This window comes from Streptomyces sp. NPDC008079 (assembly GCF_042957385.1).
Lineage (GTDB): Bacteria > Actinomycetota > Actinomycetes > Streptomycetales > Streptomycetaceae > Actinacidiphila.
Genome location: NZ_JBIBIC010000001.1, coordinates 876,411 through 896,473 on the forward strand (window position 1 = coordinate 876,411; position 20,063 = coordinate 896,473).

Genomic DNA, 20,063 nt, shown 5'->3' on the forward strand with positions numbered 1-20,063 from the left:
TGAGCTTCGGCTCCTACGAGGCTTACGCCGGCGGCAGCTCGGCGTGGCCCGTCGGCAGTCGGGCTCCTTCGCCCGTCATGGCTTTCCTCGCCGCTGTGAGGAATTCGGCGCGGGCCTGGCGGGGGTCGGCGCCGCCGAGGAGCAAGTCGGTGAATTCGGCGAGGGGCCAGGTGACGAGGACGCCGTGGCGGGCGAAGTAGAAGGCGACGCTGCGGATGCGATAGCGGTCGGCGGTGTCGAGCCAGGCGTAGCAGAGGAGTTGCCACAGCCAGCGGGAGGAACGGTCCGGCCGGTCGGTCTTGACCACGGTCTTGACGTCGATCAGGGTGGCACCGTCAGGGCCGGATATCAGCAGGTCGCCATCGGCCCAGTGGTTGACGAGAACCGGACCCGCTATGCCCAACGGCCGTCCAGGGGCTGGATTTCCGGCGAGTCGACGTAACTCGGCCAGAGCGCCGTAACTCTGCGTCTGCTCTGCCAGCCGCGCCAACTCCTCGACCACCTGCTCACTCGCGGCTGCCCGCATCACCTCGATCGTGGGGACGCCGGGCCGGAAGACCCGGTGCATCGACTCCTCCACCGCCCCGGAGCGGTAGACGCTCTCGAATATCTCCAACAGCCAGTAGCTCCGGGCGAGTCCGGCCTCGGCGCCGGGGGTGCCGAGCTGACCGGGCGGGGCGTACCGCTCGGCATAGGCCCGGGTCCGCTCCAGGAAGTCGGCCAGGACCGGTTCGGCGGGCAGAGGGACGTCCGTCCCGAGCCGGATGCCCATGTGGCCGCTGATGATCGCGTCCAGCTCGCTGCGCCGCGTCGAGGGCCGCGCACCGGGCGCCAGGTCCAGCCAGCCCGTGGTGGTCGGACGTATGTCCAGCGCCTTCGCCCGCTGCGAGGCGCCGAGCCCGGCGTGCGTCGGATAGCGGGCCGCCTGCTGGTCTGCCCACTCCCGGCGGACCAGTCCGGCCGCCACGAGTCCGTGCAGCGCGTAGTACGGCGGAGCGGGCTGCACCAGAGTGGCCAGGCGTGCGCCGAACGCCCCGCCGACCGCCGCCCAGTGGCGGCCGTCGACCTGACCGCGGGGAAACAGCACCCGCCGCCCGCGCACCGCCTTCGGTAACGATGCGGCGACCTCCGCCGTACCGGTCAACCGGTGTGCGCACCAGCGGCCGATTTCCCCGCCCTGTAGTTGGGATGTCAACGACACCGGCTCCGCCCCCGCACTCGTATCCTCGCGAACGGATGACAGAAAACCACGGGCTGAGGCTAATCATCACCCGGTCCGCCGGACTCGGCGCCGCCGTCAGTCACCGAGCGCAACTGGTCCCACGCGCTGTCGATCGCTTCTCGCAGCACGTCATGCTGCGGACCGAGCCTGAACTGCCCCTCACTCCACCGATCTTTCGGACACAGCCGCACCGGAGCACCCACGGCATCGGCCGACTCCCGGTCGAACCGCCGCCACAGATGCGCATGGACTGGCCCTTGGTACCCGGGATCTCGAAGTTGACCCACCGGAAAGCCGCGTCCAGCCGCCGACAGGCGCGGTCGACCGAACCGATCGTGTTGCCGCGCGTGCCGGTGGGGGTTCGTGCGCTTGCCGTCACCGCTGCCGCGCGGGTCGGCGATCGGGCTGAACTGCACTGCCGCCAGACGCAGTTGGCTGTCCCCGCCGTTACCGCTTGCGTCACGGTCGGCGAGGACGGCGACGACGGTGACGCGGAAGTCGCCCCCGGCGCGTTGGCCGCGGTGCGCGCAGTCGTGGCGGGCGTGGCCGATTCCGATCACGGTGTCCCCGTGTACGCGGATGGAGTCGAGCGTCCAGCCGAACGCGTACGTCACGAGGTCGCCGCCGCCGTAGCGATCGAGCCACTGCCCGCGGTCGAGGACGAAGCCGAACGGTCCGACCATCGTGAGGTCATCGGTGACGAGCGCGGCCAGGGCGTCGGCGTCGCCGGTACGTTCGACGTCGGCTCAGCGGTCGGTGAGTTCGGTGAGCGACGCGGCGGGGTCGCCCGTTGCGGTCGTCATGACACTCTCCTTCGTACGGGTACGGGTACGGGTACGGGTACGGGCGCGGGCGCGGCGTCGACGGGTCGGTGACGGACGCCGTCAGAGCCAGTACGTGTCGTGACTGCGCATGAACTCGTCGCGCTCCGCGTCGCCCATCGGGTCCTCGGCCAGGGTGGCCAGCCGCTCGAAGTACTCCTCGCGCGGAGCGCCCGGTGAGAACAGCAGCAGCATCGAGGCGGCCTCGCCGGAGTCGTTGCGGAAGCCGCGGACGCCGCCGGGCGGGATGAGGATCTCTAAGCGTTGGATATCAAACGATTAGGTCAGCAAGGATCCGTTGTAGACTCGCGGCCATGCCAGCGCCGCAGGGCCCGCCGTTCGGGACGCATCTCACCCGGGTGGCGAAGGTCGTCTCAGGACAGTTCGACGCGGCGCTCACCGCTGCCGGTGGGTCGCTGCCGGTGTGGCTGATCCTGATGTCGCTGGAGACGACACGGTTCGGCAACCAGCGCGGTCTCGCCGCCGCCATCGGCATCCACGGCGCGACCCTGACCCACCACCTCAACGCGATGGAACGCGACGGCCTCCTCACCCGTCGACGTGCCGACGACAACCGCCGCGTCCACGTCGTCGAACTCACCGAGACCGGCCACGCGCTCTTCCTCAAACTCCGCGACGCCGCCGTCGACTTCGACCGCCGCCTCCGACTCGGCTTCACCCCCGCCGAACTCGCCGCCGTCTCCGCGGCCCTCGACCGCCTCGCCTCGAACGTCACCGACTGACCACCCGCCGCGCGGTTCCGCTGCCCTCCGCGGCCATGACGGGCCGACGCCGTATTGCCCGGTGAGTTGCTGAGGACACGAGATCCGAACTCGTGGAGTGCTGCCCCCGCACGCTTTCCCACGGGCCACGGCGTCGTTCACGAGGAAGCACGGGGGTTCCGACCTGCGGCGGGTGCTGGGTGGAGCGACGGCCGAGCAGACGTTACCTGCCGAGCGGACGGCCGCCCGCGACAACGGCGAACGGGGCATCGGGGTCCGACGAGGGCGCGTCGCCTGCGAGTGCGTGGCCGATCCGTAAGCCTCTACCCGAGATCCGGTACGGCGCTGGCGTGGGCGGCCAGGACGCGCCAGGTGCCGTCAACGTGGATCCAGGTGCGGGTGTAGCGAAGGCGCGCCTTGAACGGATGTCCGCCGGCGGTGCCTTCAAGCCCGGCCAGTACGCGGGTGATCCCGGTGGAGTCCACCACGGTCACGTCCAGGTCCTGCTGCTCGAAGACCTCGACGGCCAAGGTCCCGGACCTGTGCGCCCCCAGGTCCTCCTCCTTCGTCACGGTGCTGCCGTCCGGCCCCGTGTAGACGACACGGTCGTCCAGGAGCACGTCCAATGCCCGCGCATCACCTGATCGAACCGCGGCCTGCAACCTCTGCTCGGCATCGTGAAGAGCGGCTTCAAGAGCCACCTGATCCATCCCCATCCCCATCCCCATCCTCCTCGCCCTGCCGACCTGTGAATCCTCGGCCGATCGCGACGGTACCCACCTCGCCGGATTCAGCGGTCCCAGCATCGAGGGGCTGGCGGAGACTGCTGGAACGGTCACCGCCGCCGTACGAGATCCGCCCCAGCCTGATCCCGGTCGATTCGCGTCGTGGCCGGCGAGCCTTCTGGAGGATATGGGTTTCGAACCGGTGAGGGGTTGCCTTCAACACGCTCTCCGACGTTCTGCTTTGGTGTGCGCCGGGACGTGGATGGTCTGAGCTGGGCCGGGGTGGTGGCTCCAGGGCTTGCTGGACGCTCGTGGACGGGGGCGAACGCCCCCGACCTGCAACCTTCGGGGGTGCGGGCGCTGGCCCTGTCAAGCCGGTGTGTCGGGTGGTGCGCTGGGTTCAGCAATCTGGGTCTGGGCGAGGCGTGGGTCTCATCCCTGCTGCTTCTGCCGGCTGCGCTCGTGGGTTAGCCGTCTGGAAGTTGGTGCGGCCAGGGCGGCCAGGTTCGCGTAGCCGGGCCCCTCTCGGTGGCCGTAGACTGGGCGACTGCATGTCGGCGCGAGGGTGGAAATACATGTTTTGCGGCTTTCTCTGAAGTTGGTCCTGTGCGGCCTGCGTCCACGCAATGACTGCAGGTCAGGCAGCCTGCTCCCCGCGCGAGCGGGGATGGACCCCGATCTGGAGTTTCCGCCAGGCAACGGCGACGCTGCTCCCGCGCCCGCGGGGATGGGCCCGCCACCTCCCTGCACAGCACGGTGATCAAATACCGCTCCCCGCGCCCGCGGGGAAGAGCAGCCCGATCTCCGGCGTGCCGTTGACCAGCAGCAACTCCTCGTTGTGCGCGGTGGAGCCCTGCATCGGCACGAAACCGCAGATCTTCGCGGACTCGCTCTCCAGGTGGTCGCCGACGCGGGTGAAGGCAATGGAACGGGTCAGGCCCCGCATCCGCAGCGGCACCACCAGGCGACCGCCGGGCATGAGTTGGTCGATCCACGTCGGCGGGACGTCCCAGGCGTCGACGGTCACCATCAGGACGTCGACCTTCCCCAGGCCGGGGATGAGCTGGGCGGCGTCGGCCGTGACGACGGTGACCCGCCCGGAGCCGTGTACGTCCAGCGGCAGGCGGGCCCGGTCGGTCACGACGGGATCGATGTCCACCGTGGTGACCTGGCCGTCGGCACCGCCGCGTACGGCTCGTACGCCTTCCTCACGCTCACCTCGGGGGTGAACGCGTTCCGGGAGACGGCGCGCATCACGGCCTCGACCTCGGGAGTGGTGATCCACCCCTCCGCACAGAGGGTGTCCGTGACGAAGCCGGACCCCGGCTCCGCGCGATGCTCCACACGCGAGAGGAATGGGCATTGGCCGCGCTGGGCAGGACAGCGGCGTTCAACCGGGCTACGGAGCAAGCTCGGCACGTGCTTGCAGCCGCCGGTCTCGACGAGCCGTACTGGATCGGCTACTTCGATCAAGCGGAACTCGCCGGTGTCACCGGCGGTCGCTTGCTGGAACTCGCCCGGCGCGACCCTCGGCTCCACGTCGGGCATGCCGAGGAACAGAGCCGCACCGCGCTCACCCGTCGGGGTCCGGAGGCCGGGAGATCACACGCGTTGGACCGCCTCGGCCTGGCCGAGGTCTATTTCCTCTCCGGCGACCTCATTGCAGCCGTTGCCGAGACCCACGCAGCCTGCGATGTCGCCGAGTGCGTCCACTCCGGACGCGTGCGAGAGGGCATGGCCGAGCTGTACGCCTACACGGTGGGTCACGGAACGTCGGCACCCGTACGAGAAGCGCGCGCTAGGCTCCGCGAGCAACTCGCCGACTGACAAGGAACGCTGTGACCATCCTCGCCGTGACCGGCCACATGGACCTCACCGATGCTTCTGTCCCCCTGGTTCGCGCAGCCCTCGGCGAGTTGATGAGTGACGTGGCGGACGGTGAACTGGTCGGCGTCTCCTGTATCGCCGCCGGGGCGGACTCCTTGTTCGCCGAAGCCGTCCTCGACGCCGGCGGAAGCCTCGTCGCCGTGATCCCTTCCCGCGACTACCGCGAGACGAAGGTCAAGAATGCGCACGCCGCCCAATTCGACCGGCTGCTGGCCGCAGCCACCGAGGCGGTGGTGATGGACCACGCCACCGCGGGTCGCGAAGCATACGAAGCCGCTAACAGCGAACTGCTCCGCCGGGCCGACCGTCTTGTCGCCGTCTGGAACGGCATGCCGCCCGGCACCGAAGGCGGCGGCACCGCCGACGTCGTCGAAGAGGCCCGCGCCCTCGGCATCCCCGTCACCGTCATCTGGCCGACGGGAGCCGCACGGCGTATCGCGTGACCTCAACGCGTCCCTACTGTCGCTCCCAGCACGCGAGTTGCGAGTGGCGGGGCTACTCGGTTCGCCACCAGCTGTGTCCCGTGTGCCAGTCAGTCGCCCAGGTCAGGAAGTCGCCTGCTTGCTGATCATGTGGTGCATCGGCGTAGGGCGCGGCGCATCCGTCTCTGAGCCACCACACCTGGCCGCGTTGCGGCCCGGCCACCACCAGGGTCCAGTACGCGCCTGGTCTGCCTTTGCCCAGCAGCGCCGAGCCGTGCAGGTAGGTCTCGTGGAGCAGTGACGAGTGGAGGGTGTCGTCGGAGTAGTCGTACTCCCATTGCCACTCCTTGGTGAGGGGGAAGGCGATGCCGGGCACCCGTGCGGCGGTGCCGTCGAACGGCTCGGGGCTCATCCAGCCGTCCGCCTCCCAGACGAACCAGCTGCCACCGGTCTCAGACGACCAGCCTGCGGGGCACTTACCCCCACCCGGCGCACCGTCAACCGAGCCCTCGCCCAGGCACGTACCCCCGTCGAACGCGGCATCGCACGGCTAAAGTCCCCTTCCGCTATAAAGCTCAGCGTTACCTCAACGCTGTTAAGCCCGCAGATCCGCGGGTGGTGAAATGTGCTTGTCCCAAGGCGCCTTGGGAGAAATCCCGCGGATCCAGCAGATTCGCGTGAGGCAACGACTCCGAGCCCAGGGAGGAATTCAGTGGAAGGTTCTAGCGCAGTCGAACGGACCGAGGGGTCGGCTCCCAGACCTCGAACGCGGCGCGCGCCACGTGGGCGGTGGGGAGCAGCGGCGGTAAGCGTGTTCGCCGCAATCGCCTTCATCCTGGCCCTTTCGGCGCCCGCGCAGGCCAATGTGATCAACAAAATGCCGCAGAACGCAGACGGCACGGAGCAGGCATTCTCTCCCGCCTATGACTACGACGGGGACGGCTGCTACGCGACAGCGGCGATCAGCTCTGACGGATACGTCAATCCGGGACTGAAGCCGGGCGGCGCCACAAATGGGCACTGCCACGACTACGGTCAACTCGACCAGTCCAACACCTATTCGCGCAAGTGGTGCAACCACGGATGGTGCGCGATCATGTACGCCAGCTACTTCGAGAAGGACCAGGTCTCGGCATGCGTTTCCGGCGCCTGCGCTGGCCACCGTCATGACTTCGAGCACGTCATCGTCTGGGTCCAGAACAACCAGATCCAGTACGTCTCGGTCTCGCAGCACAAGGGCTGGGAGACCCACGACCGCAGTCAGGTTCGCTTCGACCCCGGCGGTCACCCGAAAGTCGTCTACCACAAGGACGGCGGCTCAACGCACTGCTTCCGATTCGCCAACAGCGGTGACGACGCGGTCGAGAACGTCACGGGCAACTGGTTCTTCCCGCGCCTGGTCGGCTGGAACGGCTATCCCAGCGTCGCTTTCCGGAACAAGTTCATCTATCACACGAGTTTCGGCAGCGCCACGATCAAGCTCGGTACCGGCACATTCGGCGACCAGCTCAACCAGGCCAGGGGAAACCGGTACATCCCCCTCGACCTCCAGGGCGCATGACGCCTGCCGCCCACGCGGAAGCGCCCCGTTAACCACGGTGCGCTCCAGAGTGGTCACCCCGGCCAGCCCTGACTACCACGACGCCCCCGCCGACGCGGGGGCGTCGTGCGTGTCGGTCCGTTGTCGAACCCGCTGGCGGCGCGGATACCGGAACCGCCGCTCCCACTTGGGCAACAGCGGCTCGATCCGCTCCCACGGCGCATCCGATACGACTCACGGCGAGGCTCCCCCGACCAGCCCAACGCCGAACTCGGAGGCCGGACTTAGGCAGCCGCAGAGGTGGCGCATATGTGCGGTCAGCCATACGAGGTGACCTATCCTGCCAGACCACGGGACAGGGCGGGACATCGGAGCGCGGGGGATAGGCATGGGCGGACAAGACGTCGTTCTGCGGAATCGGTATCGGTTAGTGCGGTACGTCGGTTCGGGGGCGATGGGTGAGGTGTGGCGCGCACGGGATCTTGTGCTGGGACGCGAGGTCGCCGTCAAACTTCTTCACTCAGGCCTAATGAACAGTCCCCGGTTCTCCGAGCGTTTCCGGGACGAGGCGCGCATTCTGGCGAGCCTGAAGCATCACGGCGTCGTGACCGTCCACGACTTCGGCGAGAGCGACGACCCGCGTGCCGCCTTCCTCGTGATGGACCTGCTCGACGGGCGTCCCCTGAGCGAACTCACGGACTTGGCCGAGCCGCTGGGCGTCGTCCGCACGCTGACGATCGTCGTGCAGGTCCTCGACGCCCTTCGGGCAGTGCACGAGCGCGGGATCACGCACCGGGACCTGAAGCCGGCGAACCTGATGCTCGGTGACGGTGACAAGGTGATTGTCACCGACTTCGGCGTGGCCCGGGCGGTGGGAGCGGCCCGGCTGACCTCCCACGGCATGGTCATGGGCACCCCTCAGTACAGCGCCCCGGAACAGGCCGGGCCGGGCGAGGTCACGGCGTCAGCCGACTTGTACGCGGTCGGGGTCATCGCGTACGAGTGTCTGTGCGGTCAGCCGCCCTTCTACGCGGAGGACCCGGAGTCCTACGTCGCCCTGCACGCCTCGGCCCCGGTACCGGACATGCCCGAGGGGATCCCGGACGCCGTGCGGAAGCTGGTGCTGCGCGCGCTGTCCAAGGCTCCGGAGGACCGGTTCGCCGACGCGGCGGAGATGGCGGACGCCGTTCAGGCCGCTCTGGTCGGCCTCGGCGCCGATGGCGTATCGCGGTGGCGAAAGGGGGATGGCACTGCGGACCGGGCCTCCCGCACCGCGCCCGGTCGCCTCGCCGCCGTACTGCGGAACAGGGCCCAGGCCGGCCGGGGCGGCACGTCGGTGCCCAAACAGCGCCCCTGGCCCACCCCGTCGGTGTCCTTGGGCGCGGAGCCGGGTCGCCGCAGCGTGCGCGCGATTGTGCTCACGGCGGCCGCGGTGGTGCTCTGCGTCGGCGTGACGGCAGTCCTGACGACGCCCCAGCACCACCGAGCGCGTCCGAGTGCGTCCGGCCCGCCCTCGCTCCCCGCTTCTGCGAACTCGGCCCCCACGGCCGGGGGCCCGCTGTCCACCGCGCCCCATCCGTCCCGTTCGCCGCGCCCGACGCACCACGGCGCGGCGGGCGGCCCCGCCGTCGGACCCGGTACGGAGGCCACGGGCGGCCCTCCCACGGGGGGCCCTGCCACGACCGACCCTGCCACGACCGACCCCACCACGCCGTCGACGGTGCCCACCCGGGCCCCGACCACTCCGGCGGGCGGCCCGTATTCCATCACCGCTTCTGTCACCTGCGACTCGGGAAAGCCGGTGGACGACGGCCTCTACGTGCAGGCGGACACGGGGAGGGGGGAGGCCACCAAGGTCGTCTCGGGCGGTGTGACGACGTGGCGGCGCACGCTTCCCAAGAGCGAGTACTACACGATGCACATCGGCTGCGGCACCGACGCGAACCGTGAATGGGAACCCCTGATGTCGGACGGGACGCGAGGTCTGCACACCGAATGGGTGACCGGCACCTACCACGCCTTCGCCTGTCACGACGTCCAAGGGGCCGCGGGATACGGCAAGTGCGAGGAGCGTCCCGGGGCGTAGCCCGGCATGGGGGCATCTCCAGCGAGGCCGGGACGCCGACGGGCGTCACGGCGCCGGTGCGGACCGACGGGCCGGGGCTGCGGTGCGAGGCGGACGGCGTGCGGAGCAGGTCCAGCGGCAGGTGACGCGCGGACGCTCGCACACGGGGCTCGTCCACCGACGCAGGGCGCTCCCGAACCGGTGCTCCGTCTCTCGGTCGTCGGGGGTGAGCGCCGCGAGGTGCTCGCCGATCCGGTCGGCCCCCTTCGGCCATCGCCCCCTGACGTTCTTTTGGAGCCGGAGGAGGGACTGGAGGATCTCGATCCGGTCATCGGTGTTGCGGAAGGCGAGCATCCCGTGGATTCCCGCCGCGCGGTCGAGGTCCCGCAGAGCGGGGCCGTACCGGTCAAGGTGGGTCAGCGTCCCGCATCGGGCCACCAGGATGTCGGCGAAGCTGGTGCGGTAGGTGTCGGGGAACCGTGCGGCGAGGTCCTCGCGGAGCCGGACGGCTCTGTCGAACGCCTCCAGAGCCTCCTCGGATCTCGACAGTGCGGTCAGGCACCGCCCCTGAATACTGAGCATCTTCGCCAGGCTGGCCCGGGTGTCGGGGAGGACGTCGCGGAACTGCTCCTGGATGCCGATTGCGCTGCCGATCGAGGCAAGGGCCTCCGGGTGCCGTTTGAGCCCGTGGAGGTACGCTGCCCGGTTGCGGAGGGCGGACGCCAACTCTGCCTGCCCGTCAGGGCTAGAGTCGGCCAGCTTCCTGTGGATCGCGATAGCGTGATCGATGACACGGAGTGCTTTCCGCCGTCGGCGCACGCAGTTCAACAGCGTCGCGCGGGTCCTGAGCACCGAGGCGTACAGGGACCTCTCCTCATCTGTGGCCCTGGCCCGCGTCAGTCGTTCGAGCCTTTTCTCGGCCCGGTCGGCGTACGCGAGACCGTCACAATACCGACCCGCGTCGAACAGCCTGAACGCGACCTCGCTCTCAGCCCGTGCCAGGTCCGCGAGACGTGTGCGGCGCTGAAGCGAACGGATCGAGCCGTGGCGACTGTACGATCGGCGGCGGTCGGACACCTGGCGGAGCGCCGCGGACAGGGCCAGTTCGGCGAGCATTTGCGTGCTCTGGGGAATTGCCTCAAGAAGAGCCGTCACGGCCCGGGCGTCGGTGAAGGATTCCATCCGCACCTCCCGGAGGGCCTCGGACAGGACGCGGCTCGTCCGGGAACGGAGCGCCACCTGGACAGCCGGTCGGGCGAGCCGCTCCGCGTGCTCGGCGATCAGCTCCCGGACAGGGCCTTCGAGGAGCGGAGTCTCGTCGGCCAGCGGGCCGAGGATTCCCAGGGCGCGCCTTGCCTGCCGGTCGCTGACGGCGGGAAGGACTCTGGACAGCAGGGCGCGCCCGTCGAGCTCCTCGGTGAGCGCCTTTTTCAACCAGTGTTCCGCGAGGCTGTCCGGTTGCAGGCTGCCCCAGTACCCCTGCCCTCCGGAGGACGGGTACAGGTCGCTGATCGTGGCGGCGAGGCGGCGGCGATCGGCTGTGGCGGCGGGGCTCGGTCCGGTGTCCTCCAAGGCGGCAAGGGTGCGTTCGGCCTCGTCCCTGTCTGCGGCCCCCACCAGGAGGGCGGCGGTCAGCGCGGTCACGGGCGGCTCGTGACCGAGACCCCGGGACTCGGCCATAGACGCCCAGTAACGAGTCTCGTGGGCCAGGATGACGTCCATGGGCGCTTTCCCGCCAGTGGTTCTCCCGTCGACCGACGCCGCTTCAAGCACGGCGGCCAGCGCGGCGTTGTGGAGCGTCAGCGGATGACCGTCACGCAGCACATCCGGGGAGGGGGCGTCGAGCGGCAGGGGATCGAGGTCGGTGTGTGCGTAGCCCTCGACGCTCCGCAGTGCCGCCGCGAAGCACTTCACGGCCTCGGCGTAGGTCTCGGCGCGGTCCGCTTCCGCGAGCGGGCCCAGTTCGAGGGGCGGGTGCGAGAGGACCTGGTATTTGTCCTCTTGCTGAAGTTTCTGCCACCATTCCCCGTCGCTGCGAGCCAGCATGAGGACACGGACCTGGCTCAGCGGTGTGTCGAGGGCGAGGGTGTTGATCAGCGCCCGCATCGCGGTGACGTTCTTCTCGGCGTAGTCCACGACCAGCAATACCTTGGAGGTGGTGCGGGCGACTGCCTCCGCGACGTCACGCGACCCTGCCTCAGCGGGTGCGGCGCAGGCGGCCGCGTGCTCCGGGGTGCGGAGACGGCCGACGGTCCAGCCCTCGCTCAGAAGTTCCGCCGCCAGCTCGCGGGCCAGCCGGGTTTTCCCCTGGCCGCCTTTCCCGATCACCAGGCGTCCCGAGAGGGCTCCGTCGGCCGCGCACCACTCCCTCAGCTCGACGAGTTCCGCGCGCGACCGGAAAGGCACCGTCTCGTATTCCGGTCGGAGCAGGCAGGCCGGGGTCCTCGGGCGGATGTCGAGGTGCCAGGGGGCGAGGTATCCCTGGAGCTCGGCGGATTCCAGCATGAGGGGGCGCCCGGTCGCCTCCTCCACGAGCGCGCGGAATTCCGCACTGCGGGCCATGACGTACACCGGCAGCACACTCAGCCGTCTGCTTCCGAAGTTCTTCCGATCCTCGATGACGATGCCGCACACCAGGCGGCCGCAGGTCACCGCGGCCCCTGACATGCCGGCCCATCCCGAGCCGCCGGACGGGTCCCGGTCCGGGGCGATGACCAAACCCAACTGATATCGCTCCGCGCGTTGCCCGGCGAGGGGGCCGATGGACCCCTCGACCTGATCGGAATCACCGCCGCTGTCGGGATGACGGCGCACACTCGCGGGCAGCCCAACCGCGCTGACACGTACGGGTGAACTCCCGCTCAGCACACCCCACCTCAGCTCGGCGGTGACATCGGGCGGCCGCCAAGCGCTGTCGGCGGATTCCACGACCCGCAGCACAGCGGCGTCAAGGTCGCCGTCCCCCAGCCAGGCGACGGCGGCGCGGACGAGGCCGGGGCGGTTCAGGAAACGCACCGCGACGGTTTCCAGATGTCGCTCCTCGTCCAGCAGTACGTGCCGGGCAGTGAGGATCAGGTTTCCCCCGATCCACGTCCCGGTCCCGATCCGCACCTCGCCGCGCGGCAGGGGCTCCGCGAAGACCTCCATCACGCGACTTGTTCCACTGCTTTTCATGGCGTCCCTTCCGTCGGCTCGGCCTAGAACTCCGGGATCGCGGGGAGGGTGCCGTTCACCAGGATGTCGTGGCCGCGATCGTCCAGCGGGGAGAGCGTCAGCTTCAGGCGGTGCGTCACGGTCGAGGTCCGGTCCACCTTCCCGCTGAGCACGTAGACCTTGGCCCCGGCCCCGCCCGACCGGACCACGGACACGTCGAATTCGAGTTCCACCGGCCCGACCCTGAACCGCAGGTCCTGCCCCGCGCCCTCAGCCATCGCCGCCTGGAGTTCGGCGCGCACCCCGAGCACCGCCGCCGCGAGGCCCACGCTCGCGTCAGTGTCCACGAATGTGCTCCCAGGCAGGGAAGCCATGTCCATGGAGCGGTGCGGCCACACCGCGGGGGAGGGCCGGAGCCGCATCGAACTTCGAGATGTTCGAGTCGTTGCAGGCGCACAGTGACGCGACTCCCAGCAGGAAGATCGCGCAGCCCAGAGCGCCCCTGCGCCTGGTGTTCCCCGGTCCGCGGCTTTTCTTCTTGTTCATGTCCTCGGCAGCTCTCTCTTCGGCGAGGGGGCCCGATCAGTGCGTGTCCCCCCGTGGTTTCCTGCGGTGCTGGCCGCGCCGGAACCGGCCACTTCGAGCAGCCCCCGACGTGGCAGTGTTGCGTTCCCAGCTCACCACGACATGACCGCGGGGCACCTCCCGCGTTGAGCTGACGATGAGCTTCGGCGTGGTGTTGACTGACCGTCATGAAGGTGTTGCTCACAGGTCCCGTCCGTCGGCACAGGGAGATGGTGATCCTCCTGCAGCCAATGGGGTTCGCCCTTCTCACGGTGCCGCGGATCGACCAGCTGGCGCTGGCGGGCCACTGGCCGGACGTCGTTCTGCTGGAGTGCGACACGATCAACAATCCGGTTCTGGGAAAGTGCGGACGGCTGCGTGCCGCCTGCGGCGCCCCGATCGTCGCCATCACCCGGCACGCCGACACGGATGCCTGGAAAGCCGGGCGCGAGGCGGGGATCGACGAATTCCTCGTGGAGCCGTTCAGCCTGGATGAACTGGTCGCACGGCTGCGCATCGCGGGACACCCGGCCCCCGCCGTCACGACGGGAAACAGCAGCTCCCACATCGCCTACGGACCGCTCCGGATCTCCCAGGAGTCCAGGAGGGTGACCGTGCGCGGGACCGAAGTGGAACTGCGGCCGACAGAATACGAGTTGCTCGTGACGCTGGCCCGTCGGGCCGGCCAGGCGCTGAGCCGGGACCATCTCGTCAACTGCCTGTCACGCAACGGTGCGAAGGACCCGGAACGGGCGCTCGAAGTGCATATCCACGAACTGCGGTCGAAACTGGCCGTCCCCGGCCTCATCGCGACGGTGCGCAACGTCGGATACCGCCTCATCACTCAGGAGAGTTACCGGCGCCTGGAGGGGAACTGAACACGGTCGGTGTCCCACAGGGAGTGGCCGCAGAGCCACGGCCGCCGAGATCGCCGGACTGGTGGCGATCATCCAGCACCACCCGGTGACCAGCGCGACCCGCTCGGCCACTCGCGTCCGCCGGGGACCACCAAGGCGCGCTTCGTTCTGTGGCCGACGCCCGCCTGATCGCGGAGCGCATCGACGGGAGTCAGGCCGCCGACACGTGGTTCGGCCACCCGCTCCAGAAACACCACGTCCACTTCTCGCAGGCGTTCACCCTCATGGGGCGTAGGCGCGAGGCCTACGCCGAGCAGGAGGCGGCGCTGGATCTCACCGCATCACCGCCCGTGATGACACGGGCGATGCTGGGATAGGGACGCCGCCACTTCTCTGAAGTTGGTTCTGTGCGGCTCGCGTCCACGCAATCACTGCAGGTCAGTCAGACTGCTCCCCGCGCGAGCGGGGATGAACCAAAGCCCGCGCCGCGCAGGAAGCTGCGACCGCCCTGCTCCCCGCGCGAGCGGGGATGGACCCCGCGCGAAGTCGAAGAGCGGGCACATGGTCGGCTGCTCCCCGCGCGAGCGGGGATGACCGGTCAGTAGCTGTGTCTGCCCTCCAGTTCACTCGCCCCGGAGCCGGATGGCCATGACGGTTCCATCGGCGCGGACGGACACTGCGTTCCACTGCTTCGACGTGCTGTGGTCCGGCCACTGCCCGCGCAAGTCGTGTACCTCGCGTCGGTATTCGTTGACGCGCCCATGGTGGAGGTGCAGGTACAGGCTCCTCCGGAGGCCGGAGAACGCCTCTACTCGGGTGCCGTTGAGGCGATAGATGTGATCGGTGCCGACGAAGTCGATGCCGTGGATGGTGTGCTCTGCGTCGCGCAGCCTGGCCGTGTTGGCGTAGGCGTCGTGCTGGAAGTGGCGTTTGCCTTGTTCCTTGGTCAGATACTGGACAGTGGGCTTGCCGCCTCCAGTGAAGGCCATGAGGACGGCTGCTTCCGTCCGTGCCAGCACGGAGCTGAACCAGGCGAAGGAGTCGGGCATTATCTGGAATCCGGGGACGGTCGTCTCTCCATGACCCGCGGGCCGTACGGTGTCGGCCGCGCGGTTCTCCTGTTCCAGGTAGAGGTCGAGATCGGGCGCCGATGGCTTCCCGGGCGGGCGGAGAGCGGTGGCGCCCGGCACCTCCAAAACGTGCACGGCGAGGCTTTCCTTTGTGGGGATCTCGGTGCCGATGAGCAGGTACGGGACTGTGCCGTACGGTCCGATGTGCACGGACTCCACGTGGGCGCTGGCCGTGCTGAGCTGCTTGTGCACCTGACGAACGCTGCTGTGTCTGCCCTTGGATGCGAGCAGGAGGACGTGGGACGGCTGCCCCGGTTGCCAGGCTTCGACGAAGAAGTGGGGCCGTCGCTGTAGCGCCTCCGGGCGGCCGTCGGTACCGGAACTGCGCAGAGTCCAGCCGGCCTTGAGGGCGACATCCGCCGGGATCACAGAGACCGAGTGGTCGGGGTACCGGGACCTGACGATGTTCTCGGCCAGCAGCGAAGCGAAGCCGGTGCCGATTTCCCCGGATTGCGTGGCCTTGTAGAAGCGCAGGAGATCGCGTCCCTCGGACGATAGCTGCAGGTAACGGCCCCGGTTGGCTTCCATGGCCTGGCTGTAGCGGAGGCTGCCCCAGCGCTCGGCGAGCCCTCGCCCCGCGCCCTGGCGGGCCGCGGCGGCACCGAGGCCGATGGCGTGGATGACCTGCCACGGCGTGAGTGCCAACGATTGCGGAGCTGTCCGAACGGCTCGGTAGTCGGTGCGGCGGCGCAGCGGACCCCGCCCGTCCTCCAACCGTTTCTTGTCCTCCTCCGCTGCTGCCTTGCTGACCTGGTCGGCGAGTTCGGCGGATGAGCGGACCTGGACATGGGAGGTGGTGCTCAGCTCTTCGAGGATCTCGGCGATGGCTTTGGACTCGTCCTCGTTCACCGACAGCCCTTCCGTTGATGTCATATGACGTGAGCCGGAGGGCGGTAGGAGGAGGCGGGGGAGCGCAAGCAAGTGCGCATAGGTCGGCGCAGGTTGGTATTCGGCCAGACTGTGGCTCTGTCAGTGACCGCCGGGCGGGGACCGCTAACTGCCGTGCAACCACATCGCAACAGCGGCGAGGTCCGTGTCGGTGAGGCCGTGGCGGTGGTCGACGCGGTGGAGAAGGGTTCGTGCGGGGTGGTGCGCCTGCGCCCACGTGCGGTCGGCGTCGGAGATCTCGTCGTCGAGCCAGGCGAAGGGGCGCTCGGCAGCCCAGTCGAGAAGAGTGCGCGTTTTCCAGTGCAGCCCGGACGGATTGCGTTCCTCTGAGGGTTCCGGCCAGGTGACCACGGGGAGTTGCGCCAGCCCCAGGAGCGGCGCGAGGCACTCGTTGGCCTCGGCTTCCCACGTGGTCGCCCACACCAGATTGCAGGGCAGCGCCAGCAACTTGCGCCCGAGAGCCGGATCGACCCTGGCAAGCAGCGGATTCGCACCGGCTTCCTGCGGCACGTACGTCGGATATCCGTCCGGGTACTCCTCCCGTGTCGCCCCGAAGGGAATGAGTGGTCCGTCGACGTCGAGAAAGAGGAGGGGCCGGGGCGGGGGAGCGAGCACACCTGCACCGTACGGGCAGACAGGTTGTCCCGGAAGCGGATCGCCGACTGTGCCACGTGGTGTGCGCGCCGTTCGCGTGATGCGCCCGCCAGGTGCCTCGCTTGCCGTCCGTATTCTGTTTGCTGGACGACTAGGTGTCGGCCCATGGGAAAAATATTCTTTTTGCGGCTTTCATTGAAGTTGGTTCTGCGCGGCCGACATCCACGGAACGACCGCAGGTCAAGCAGACTGCTCCCCGCGCCCGCGGGGATGGACCCTCCCACATCGGCGATGTCCACGGCGTGGTCGTCTGCTCCCCGCGCCCGCGGGGATGGACCATATCAACTGGGGCCGACACTCTGACCTGGCCAGGGTGAGGGTCAACTTACGTGTTCATCAAACCGCCGGGCGGTCCGCTGAGTCCGAACACGGACTACCACGACTGGAAACGGCCCTTGGTGGGAGCCGGGCACGTCTGCCAGCATGCGGGCGCGGTACCTGCATGTGCCGGAGCCATGCTCAAGGACGTGGCGCGGAAGATCGCCGGTGCCATCTGGGGCCACCCGGGAACGCCCGCTGTGGGCAAAGACCCGGACAACGGGGGCTGGGAAGACTCCGATGGCCCCCACCGCGAACGGTGAGGGCCATCGGCATATTGCCCGGTGAGAGCAATGGCGGAGGATACGAGATTCGAACTCGTGAGGGGTTGCCCCCAACACGCTTTCCAACGGGTCACGTTGTCGACCGCCGATGGACGGGTGCATACCGACCTGCGGTGGACTGGTCGGCAGACGGGCGGCCGGACGCCGCTGGACGCCGGCGAATGAGACCAGAACTGAGACCAGTAGCCATCAGGCGGCGTGCGCGATGAAGGCGACGGTGGAGGTATCGCCGTCGAGAGCGATGTTGAGTGAGGCGTCGAGGGCTTCGGCGAGCCGGGCGAGGAGCGGAAGGGTGGGGACGGTGCCGCCGAGTTCGAGTTTCGACACCTGGGGCTGTGTCATGCGGGCTCGCTTGGCGAGTTCGGTCTGGGAGATCCCCAGTTCGGTCCGGCGGTCGTACACCGCTTGTCCGAGGTCGAAGGCCATCTGAATCTCGGTGCGCATCGCTGCCACCTCGGGAGGCTCGTGACCCACTCGACCAGGGTATGAGGCAGGCCAAGTGCGGCAGAATAGGGAACCAACAGCGCTCCTGCACCATCGGGTTGAGACGTCGAACACCTCACTCAACGGCACGGGAGCCCTGACCGTTGCGGCCCCGCCCTCACGCCGCTCCGGTCACCCGATCGGTGACACGCTGAAAAGGCTCACTGGATTCATCTGTACTGCTAGCATCTCGCCATGGCTGTGTCATCGACCTTCAAGCAGTTCGATTTTGGGTATGCGGACTCAGGAAGTGAGTTCAGCATCGCCCCAAGGCTGCTTCGCGATGGATATTACGACCTCGATGGAATTGAGGAGAAGGTTGTAGATTCACATGAATTCCTTCTTCTTGGATATAAGGGATCCGGTAAATCGGCCATTGGTGCACGGCTGCAGGTTCGGGCGGAAGGGGCGCCCAGCCAGTTTGCTGCACATGACCCAATCTTGGTAGACAGTCTCCCGCTCAAAGAATTCAAGGGAATCGTACCAGATTCAATCGATGCTCACTTGAGGCACCGTTTTGCGTGGATGCTTCAGTTGATGGTCCAGATCACTTCTGGGATCAATGATGATGGTCAGGCCGATGCCAAGTCTAGAAAGCGGATCGCGGCCGCGTGCAGGCAACTTGCTAAGCACGGTGTGACGGCCCAGAATCCTGCGACTATGAAGAAATTCCGTGCCGAGAAGGTGACTGCCACTGCTGGCCTTCCGGAGGGTGCAATCGGGCTTCCAGCCAATATTAAGGCAGAGTTCCAGCGCAATACCGATGCGAGTCGCATTAGCGACTGGGTCGACTACCTTCAGACGGAGACTGCCGGGTTTAAGAGTCAAAGACGTCACTACTTCTTCGTTGATGGCCTGGATGATCTTTCATTGATCCAGGAGGGACGTAAAGAGATGCTAGGGGGGCTGATCCAGGCTGTCGTCGATCTTAATAAGATGTACCGTGAAGCGGGTGCACCCATCAAGGTTGTCATCTGCTGCCGGACAGATCTCTACGCCCGGCTAGAACTCACGCGGGGCGGAAAGATCCAGAGTGACTATGGTCTAGACCTCAATTGGTACCAAAATCCGCGCGACTTTCGCGTCAGTCATCTGGTGAAGCTTGCGAATATGCGAGCTCGGCTGGCGGACCGCAGCTCATCAAATGTCTTTGATGAGTACTTCGAACCTCGAATTGACTCAGATGCGGCAATCGATTTTATTCTCAAGCAAACCCGACACACTCCCCGAGATCTTTTGCAGCTTTTGAAGATCATCCAGAAACACGTGGGAGCCTCAGGAGTGATTCCGAACGACTCGACCAAGGCTGGAATTGCGGAGTATTCGCAGACGTATTTCATTGGTGAAATGCGTGATGCGCTTAGTGCATATTTTGACCAAGATCAAATCACGGCTATCGCTACGCTCCTGGGCACCTTGCGGCGTCGGCAGGTTTCCTATGGAGAGCTCGAGGCTAAGATGGAGTCCGATCCGCGCTTCAGGGAGCGATTTGATCTCCACAAGGCTATCGCCGCACTGTTTGACAACAGCTTCATTGGCAATCTAACAGAGGGAGGGCCGGTGAGCGCCTACGATCAGTACTACAGGTTTAAGTTCCGCAATCCGCATGCGGCCCTCGCAGTCGAGGACAAACTGGTCGTGCATCCTGGGCTTTGGAAAGCATTCAGTATTGCTTGAGTATTCGACGAAGTGATGCGACTGGAGCACCGCACACGTTAAGCGACCGGTCTTGTTCGACTGGTGCGCGAGCGGGGTCATCTTCCAGGCGCAGAGAACGAGGGATCCTGGATCGAACTCAAACTCTGGCTCTTCGATCAGGGCGGGCGGCAGGGGCTGTTCACCGCCATGGCCACCATGGAATCCCGCGCCCTGGTTCGTCGGCGCTCTCTACGTTCGATGCCAAGGACCCCGAACTCCAACACATCGTTCGCCGGATGGTCAACCGCTCGTTCCGCGTGTTTGTGGGCAAAGCCGCCAAGGGTCTCCCGATCATTGCCGTCGTGGTGTCGACTGGCACCAACGCCTACGTGATCGGGGATTTTGCGAAGCAGGCGCGCCTCTACGCACAGACGATTTTCCTTGCAGAGAACTACGACCTTGTACTGCCCCCAAACCTCACGAAGGTTGCCGACTTGGATGATGAGCCCTGCGACGATGAGGGCAAAGCATCGTTCGGAATCAGCTGATACGGCATACGGTCATGGCCTCGTCGGCGAACTCGTCGATCGCTCCGAAGCGCAGGTTCTCGATGGACCTGGGGGCCTGGAGGATCTGGTCGCCGCAGATATAGCAGGGGTGCGCTCTGGCACGATCGACGAAGAGGTATCG

20 protein-coding genes and 3 pseudogenes are annotated in these 20,063 nt (G+C 67.4%); 11 read left to right on the plus strand and 12 right to left on the minus strand.

Annotated features, from left to right (window positions below):
• Positions 1 to 22 precede the first annotated feature (22 nt).
• The 3 genes and pseudogenes from ACFZAM_RS03785 to ACFZAM_RS03795 form a co-directional block, all read right to left on the minus strand.
• Positions 23 to 1,087, minus strand: coding sequence for a hypothetical protein (locus ACFZAM_RS03785; protein WP_391042423.1), 1,065 nt, complete (start codon positions 1,085 to 1,087; stop codon positions 23 to 25).
• A gap of 173 nt (positions 1,088 to 1,260) precedes the next feature.
• Positions 1,261 to 1,944: pseudogene (locus ACFZAM_RS03790) on the minus strand (nuclear transport factor 2 family protein); the annotation flags it as partial.
• A 162-nt stretch (positions 1,945 to 2,106) separates the two neighbouring features.
• A complete protein-coding gene (locus ACFZAM_RS03795) occupies positions 2,107 to 2,238 on the minus strand; it encodes a hypothetical protein (RefSeq protein ID WP_391042425.1) in 132 nt (43 codons plus the stop codon).
• Between the two features lie 119 nt (positions 2,239 to 2,357).
• On the opposite strand from ACFZAM_RS03795, the gene ACFZAM_RS03800 reads away from it, so the two are divergent.
• Positions 2,358 to 2,786, plus strand: coding sequence for a MarR family transcriptional regulator (locus ACFZAM_RS03800; protein ID WP_391042427.1), 429 nt, complete (start codon positions 2,358 to 2,360; stop codon positions 2,784 to 2,786).
• Positions 2,787 to 3,088: 302 nt separating this feature from the next.
• On the opposite strand, the gene ACFZAM_RS03805 is transcribed toward ACFZAM_RS03800, so the two are convergent.
• From ACFZAM_RS03805 to ACFZAM_RS03815, 3 genes are all read right to left on the minus strand, one after another.
• Positions 3,089 to 3,571, minus strand: coding sequence for a DUF4440 domain-containing protein (locus ACFZAM_RS03805; protein ID WP_391042429.1), 483 nt, complete (start codon positions 3,569 to 3,571; stop codon positions 3,089 to 3,091).
• A 679-nt stretch (positions 3,572 to 4,250) separates the two neighbouring features.
• On the minus strand, positions 4,251 to 4,649 hold the full coding sequence (locus ACFZAM_RS03810) for a hypothetical protein (protein ID WP_391042431.1): 399 nt from the start codon (positions 4,647 to 4,649) through the stop codon (positions 4,251 to 4,253).
• On the minus strand, positions 4,628 to 4,834 hold the full coding sequence (locus tag ACFZAM_RS03815; protein WP_391042433.1) for a hypothetical protein: 207 nt from the start codon (positions 4,832 to 4,834) through the stop codon (positions 4,628 to 4,630). Before ACFZAM_RS03815 ends, ACFZAM_RS03810 begins: the two co-directional genes overlap by 22 nt.
• Positions 4,835 to 4,852: 18 nt before the next feature.
• Here ACFZAM_RS03815 and ACFZAM_RS03820 point away from each other — a divergent pair, with 18 nt between their 5' ends.
• Both ACFZAM_RS03820 and ACFZAM_RS03825 read left to right on the plus strand, forming a co-directional pair.
• Positions 4,853 to 5,317 (plus strand): hypothetical protein, encoded by a 465-nt coding sequence (locus ACFZAM_RS03820; protein ID WP_391042434.1) that lies wholly within the window; start codon positions 4,853 to 4,855, stop codon positions 5,315 to 5,317.
• An 11-nt stretch (positions 5,318 to 5,328) separates the two neighbouring features.
• On the plus strand, positions 5,329 to 5,820 hold the full coding sequence (locus ACFZAM_RS03825) for a hypothetical protein (protein ID WP_391042436.1): 492 nt from the start codon (positions 5,329 to 5,331) through the stop codon (positions 5,818 to 5,820).
• Between the two features lie 52 nt (positions 5,821 to 5,872).
• Here ACFZAM_RS03825 and ACFZAM_RS03830 read toward each other — a convergent pair whose 3' ends face one another.
• Entirely contained in the window at positions 5,873 to 6,211 is a 339-nt protein-coding gene (locus ACFZAM_RS03830; protein WP_391043599.1) for a hypothetical protein, read from the minus strand.
• A 33-nt stretch (positions 6,212 to 6,244) separates the two neighbouring features.
• On the opposite strand from ACFZAM_RS03830, the pseudogene ACFZAM_RS03835 reads away from it, so the two are divergent.
• The 3 genes and pseudogenes from ACFZAM_RS03835 to ACFZAM_RS03845 all read left to right on the plus strand — a co-directional run.
• Positions 6,245 to 6,358 (plus strand): annotated as a pseudogene (locus ACFZAM_RS03835) (IS5/IS1182 family transposase); the annotation flags it as partial.
• Between the two features lie 252 nt (positions 6,359 to 6,610).
• Positions 6,611 to 7,360, plus strand: coding sequence for an NPP1 family protein (locus ACFZAM_RS03840; RefSeq protein ID WP_391042437.1), 750 nt, complete (start codon positions 6,611 to 6,613; stop codon positions 7,358 to 7,360).
• Positions 7,361 to 7,727: 367 nt separating this feature from the next.
• Entirely contained in the window at positions 7,728 to 9,425 is a 1,698-nt protein-coding gene (locus tag ACFZAM_RS03845; protein WP_391042439.1) for a protein kinase, read from the plus strand.
• Between the two features lie 45 nt (positions 9,426 to 9,470).
• Here the strand turns inward: ACFZAM_RS03845 and ACFZAM_RS03850 are convergent, their stop codons facing one another.
• Both ACFZAM_RS03850 and ACFZAM_RS03855 read right to left on the minus strand, forming a co-directional pair.
• On the minus strand, positions 9,471 to 12,056 hold the full coding sequence (locus tag ACFZAM_RS03850; protein ID WP_391042441.1) for a hypothetical protein: 2,586 nt from the start codon (positions 12,054 to 12,056) through the stop codon (positions 9,471 to 9,473).
• 545 nt (positions 12,057 to 12,601) lie between these two features.
• Complete coding sequence (locus ACFZAM_RS03855) at positions 12,602 to 12,904, minus strand: trypco2 family protein (protein WP_355335899.1); 303 nt, start codon at positions 12,902 to 12,904, stop codon at positions 12,602 to 12,604.
• A gap of 447 nt (positions 12,905 to 13,351) precedes the next feature.
• On the opposite strand from ACFZAM_RS03855, the gene ACFZAM_RS03860 reads away from it, so the two are divergent.
• Both ACFZAM_RS03860 and ACFZAM_RS03865 read left to right on the plus strand, forming a co-directional pair.
• Positions 13,352 to 13,999, plus strand: a complete 648-nt coding sequence (locus tag ACFZAM_RS03860; protein WP_355335901.1) for a response regulator transcription factor — start codon at positions 13,352 to 13,354, stop codon at positions 13,997 to 13,999.
• A 149-nt stretch (positions 14,000 to 14,148) separates the two neighbouring features.
• The gene (locus ACFZAM_RS03865; protein ID WP_391042443.1) at positions 14,149 to 14,355 is read left to right on the plus strand and encodes a hypothetical protein; all 207 of its coding nucleotides are present in this window, start codon (positions 14,149 to 14,151) and stop codon (positions 14,353 to 14,355) included.
• Between the two features lie 246 nt (positions 14,356 to 14,601).
• Here the strand turns inward: ACFZAM_RS03865 and ACFZAM_RS03870 are convergent, their stop codons facing one another.
• Positions 14,602 to 15,957 (minus strand): hypothetical protein, encoded by a 1,356-nt coding sequence (locus tag ACFZAM_RS03870; protein ID WP_391042445.1) that lies wholly within the window; start codon positions 15,955 to 15,957, stop codon positions 14,602 to 14,604.
• A gap of 144 nt (positions 15,958 to 16,101) precedes the next feature.
• Entirely contained in the window at positions 16,102 to 16,611 is a 510-nt protein-coding gene (locus ACFZAM_RS03875; protein ID WP_391042446.1) for an HAD domain-containing protein, read from the minus strand.
• A gap of 359 nt (positions 16,612 to 16,970) precedes the next feature.
• On the opposite strand from ACFZAM_RS03875, the pseudogene ACFZAM_RS03880 reads away from it, so the two are divergent.
• Positions 16,971 to 17,231: pseudogene (locus ACFZAM_RS03880) on the plus strand (hypothetical protein); the annotation flags it as partial.
• A gap of 210 nt (positions 17,232 to 17,441) precedes the next feature.
• Here the strand turns inward: ACFZAM_RS03880 and ACFZAM_RS03885 are convergent.
• Entirely contained in the window at positions 17,442 to 17,726 is a 285-nt protein-coding gene (locus ACFZAM_RS03885; RefSeq protein ID WP_391042448.1) for a helix-turn-helix domain-containing protein, read from the minus strand.
• A gap of 204 nt (positions 17,727 to 17,930) precedes the next feature.
• Here ACFZAM_RS03885 and ACFZAM_RS03890 point away from each other — a divergent pair, with 204 nt between their 5' ends.
• A complete protein-coding gene (locus ACFZAM_RS03890; RefSeq protein WP_391042449.1) occupies positions 17,931 to 19,412 on the plus strand; it encodes a P-loop ATPase, Sll1717 family in 1,482 nt (493 codons plus the stop codon).
• Positions 19,413 to 19,669: 257 nt separating this feature from the next.
• On the plus strand, positions 19,670 to 19,921 hold the full coding sequence (locus tag ACFZAM_RS03895) for a hypothetical protein (protein ID WP_391042450.1): 252 nt from the start codon (positions 19,670 to 19,672) through the stop codon (positions 19,919 to 19,921).
• Positions 19,922 to 20,063: the final 142 nt, after the last annotated feature.

Coding starts and splice junctions, on each gene's coding strand:
- ACFZAM_RS03795 (WP_391042425.1), bottom strand. CDS start 2,238: ATGCTGCTGCTGTTCTCACCGGGCGCTCCGCGCGAGGAGTACTTCGAG.
- ACFZAM_RS03800 (WP_391042427.1), top strand. CDS start 2,358: ATGCCAGCGCCGCAGGGCCCGCCGTTCGGGACGCATCTCACCCGGGTG.
- ACFZAM_RS03805 (WP_391042429.1), bottom strand. CDS start 3,571: ATGCTGGGACCGCTGAATCCGGCGAGGTGGGTACCGTCGCGATCGGCC.
- ACFZAM_RS03830 (WP_391043599.1), bottom strand. CDS start 6,211: ATGAGCCCCGAGCCGTTCGACGGCACCGCCGCACGGGTGCCCGGCATC.
- ACFZAM_RS03845 (WP_391042439.1), top strand. CDS start 7,728: ATGGGCGGACAAGACGTCGTTCTGCGGAATCGGTATCGGTTAGTGCGG.
- ACFZAM_RS03860 (WP_355335901.1), top strand. CDS start 13,352: ATGGTGATCCTCCTGCAGCCAATGGGGTTCGCCCTTCTCACGGTGCCG.
- ACFZAM_RS03890 (WP_391042449.1), top strand. CDS start 17,931: ATGGCTGTGTCATCGACCTTCAAGCAGTTCGATTTTGGGTATGCGGAC.
- ACFZAM_RS03895 (WP_391042450.1), top strand. CDS start 19,670: ATGGTCAACCGCTCGTTCCGCGTGTTTGTGGGCAAAGCCGCCAAGGGT.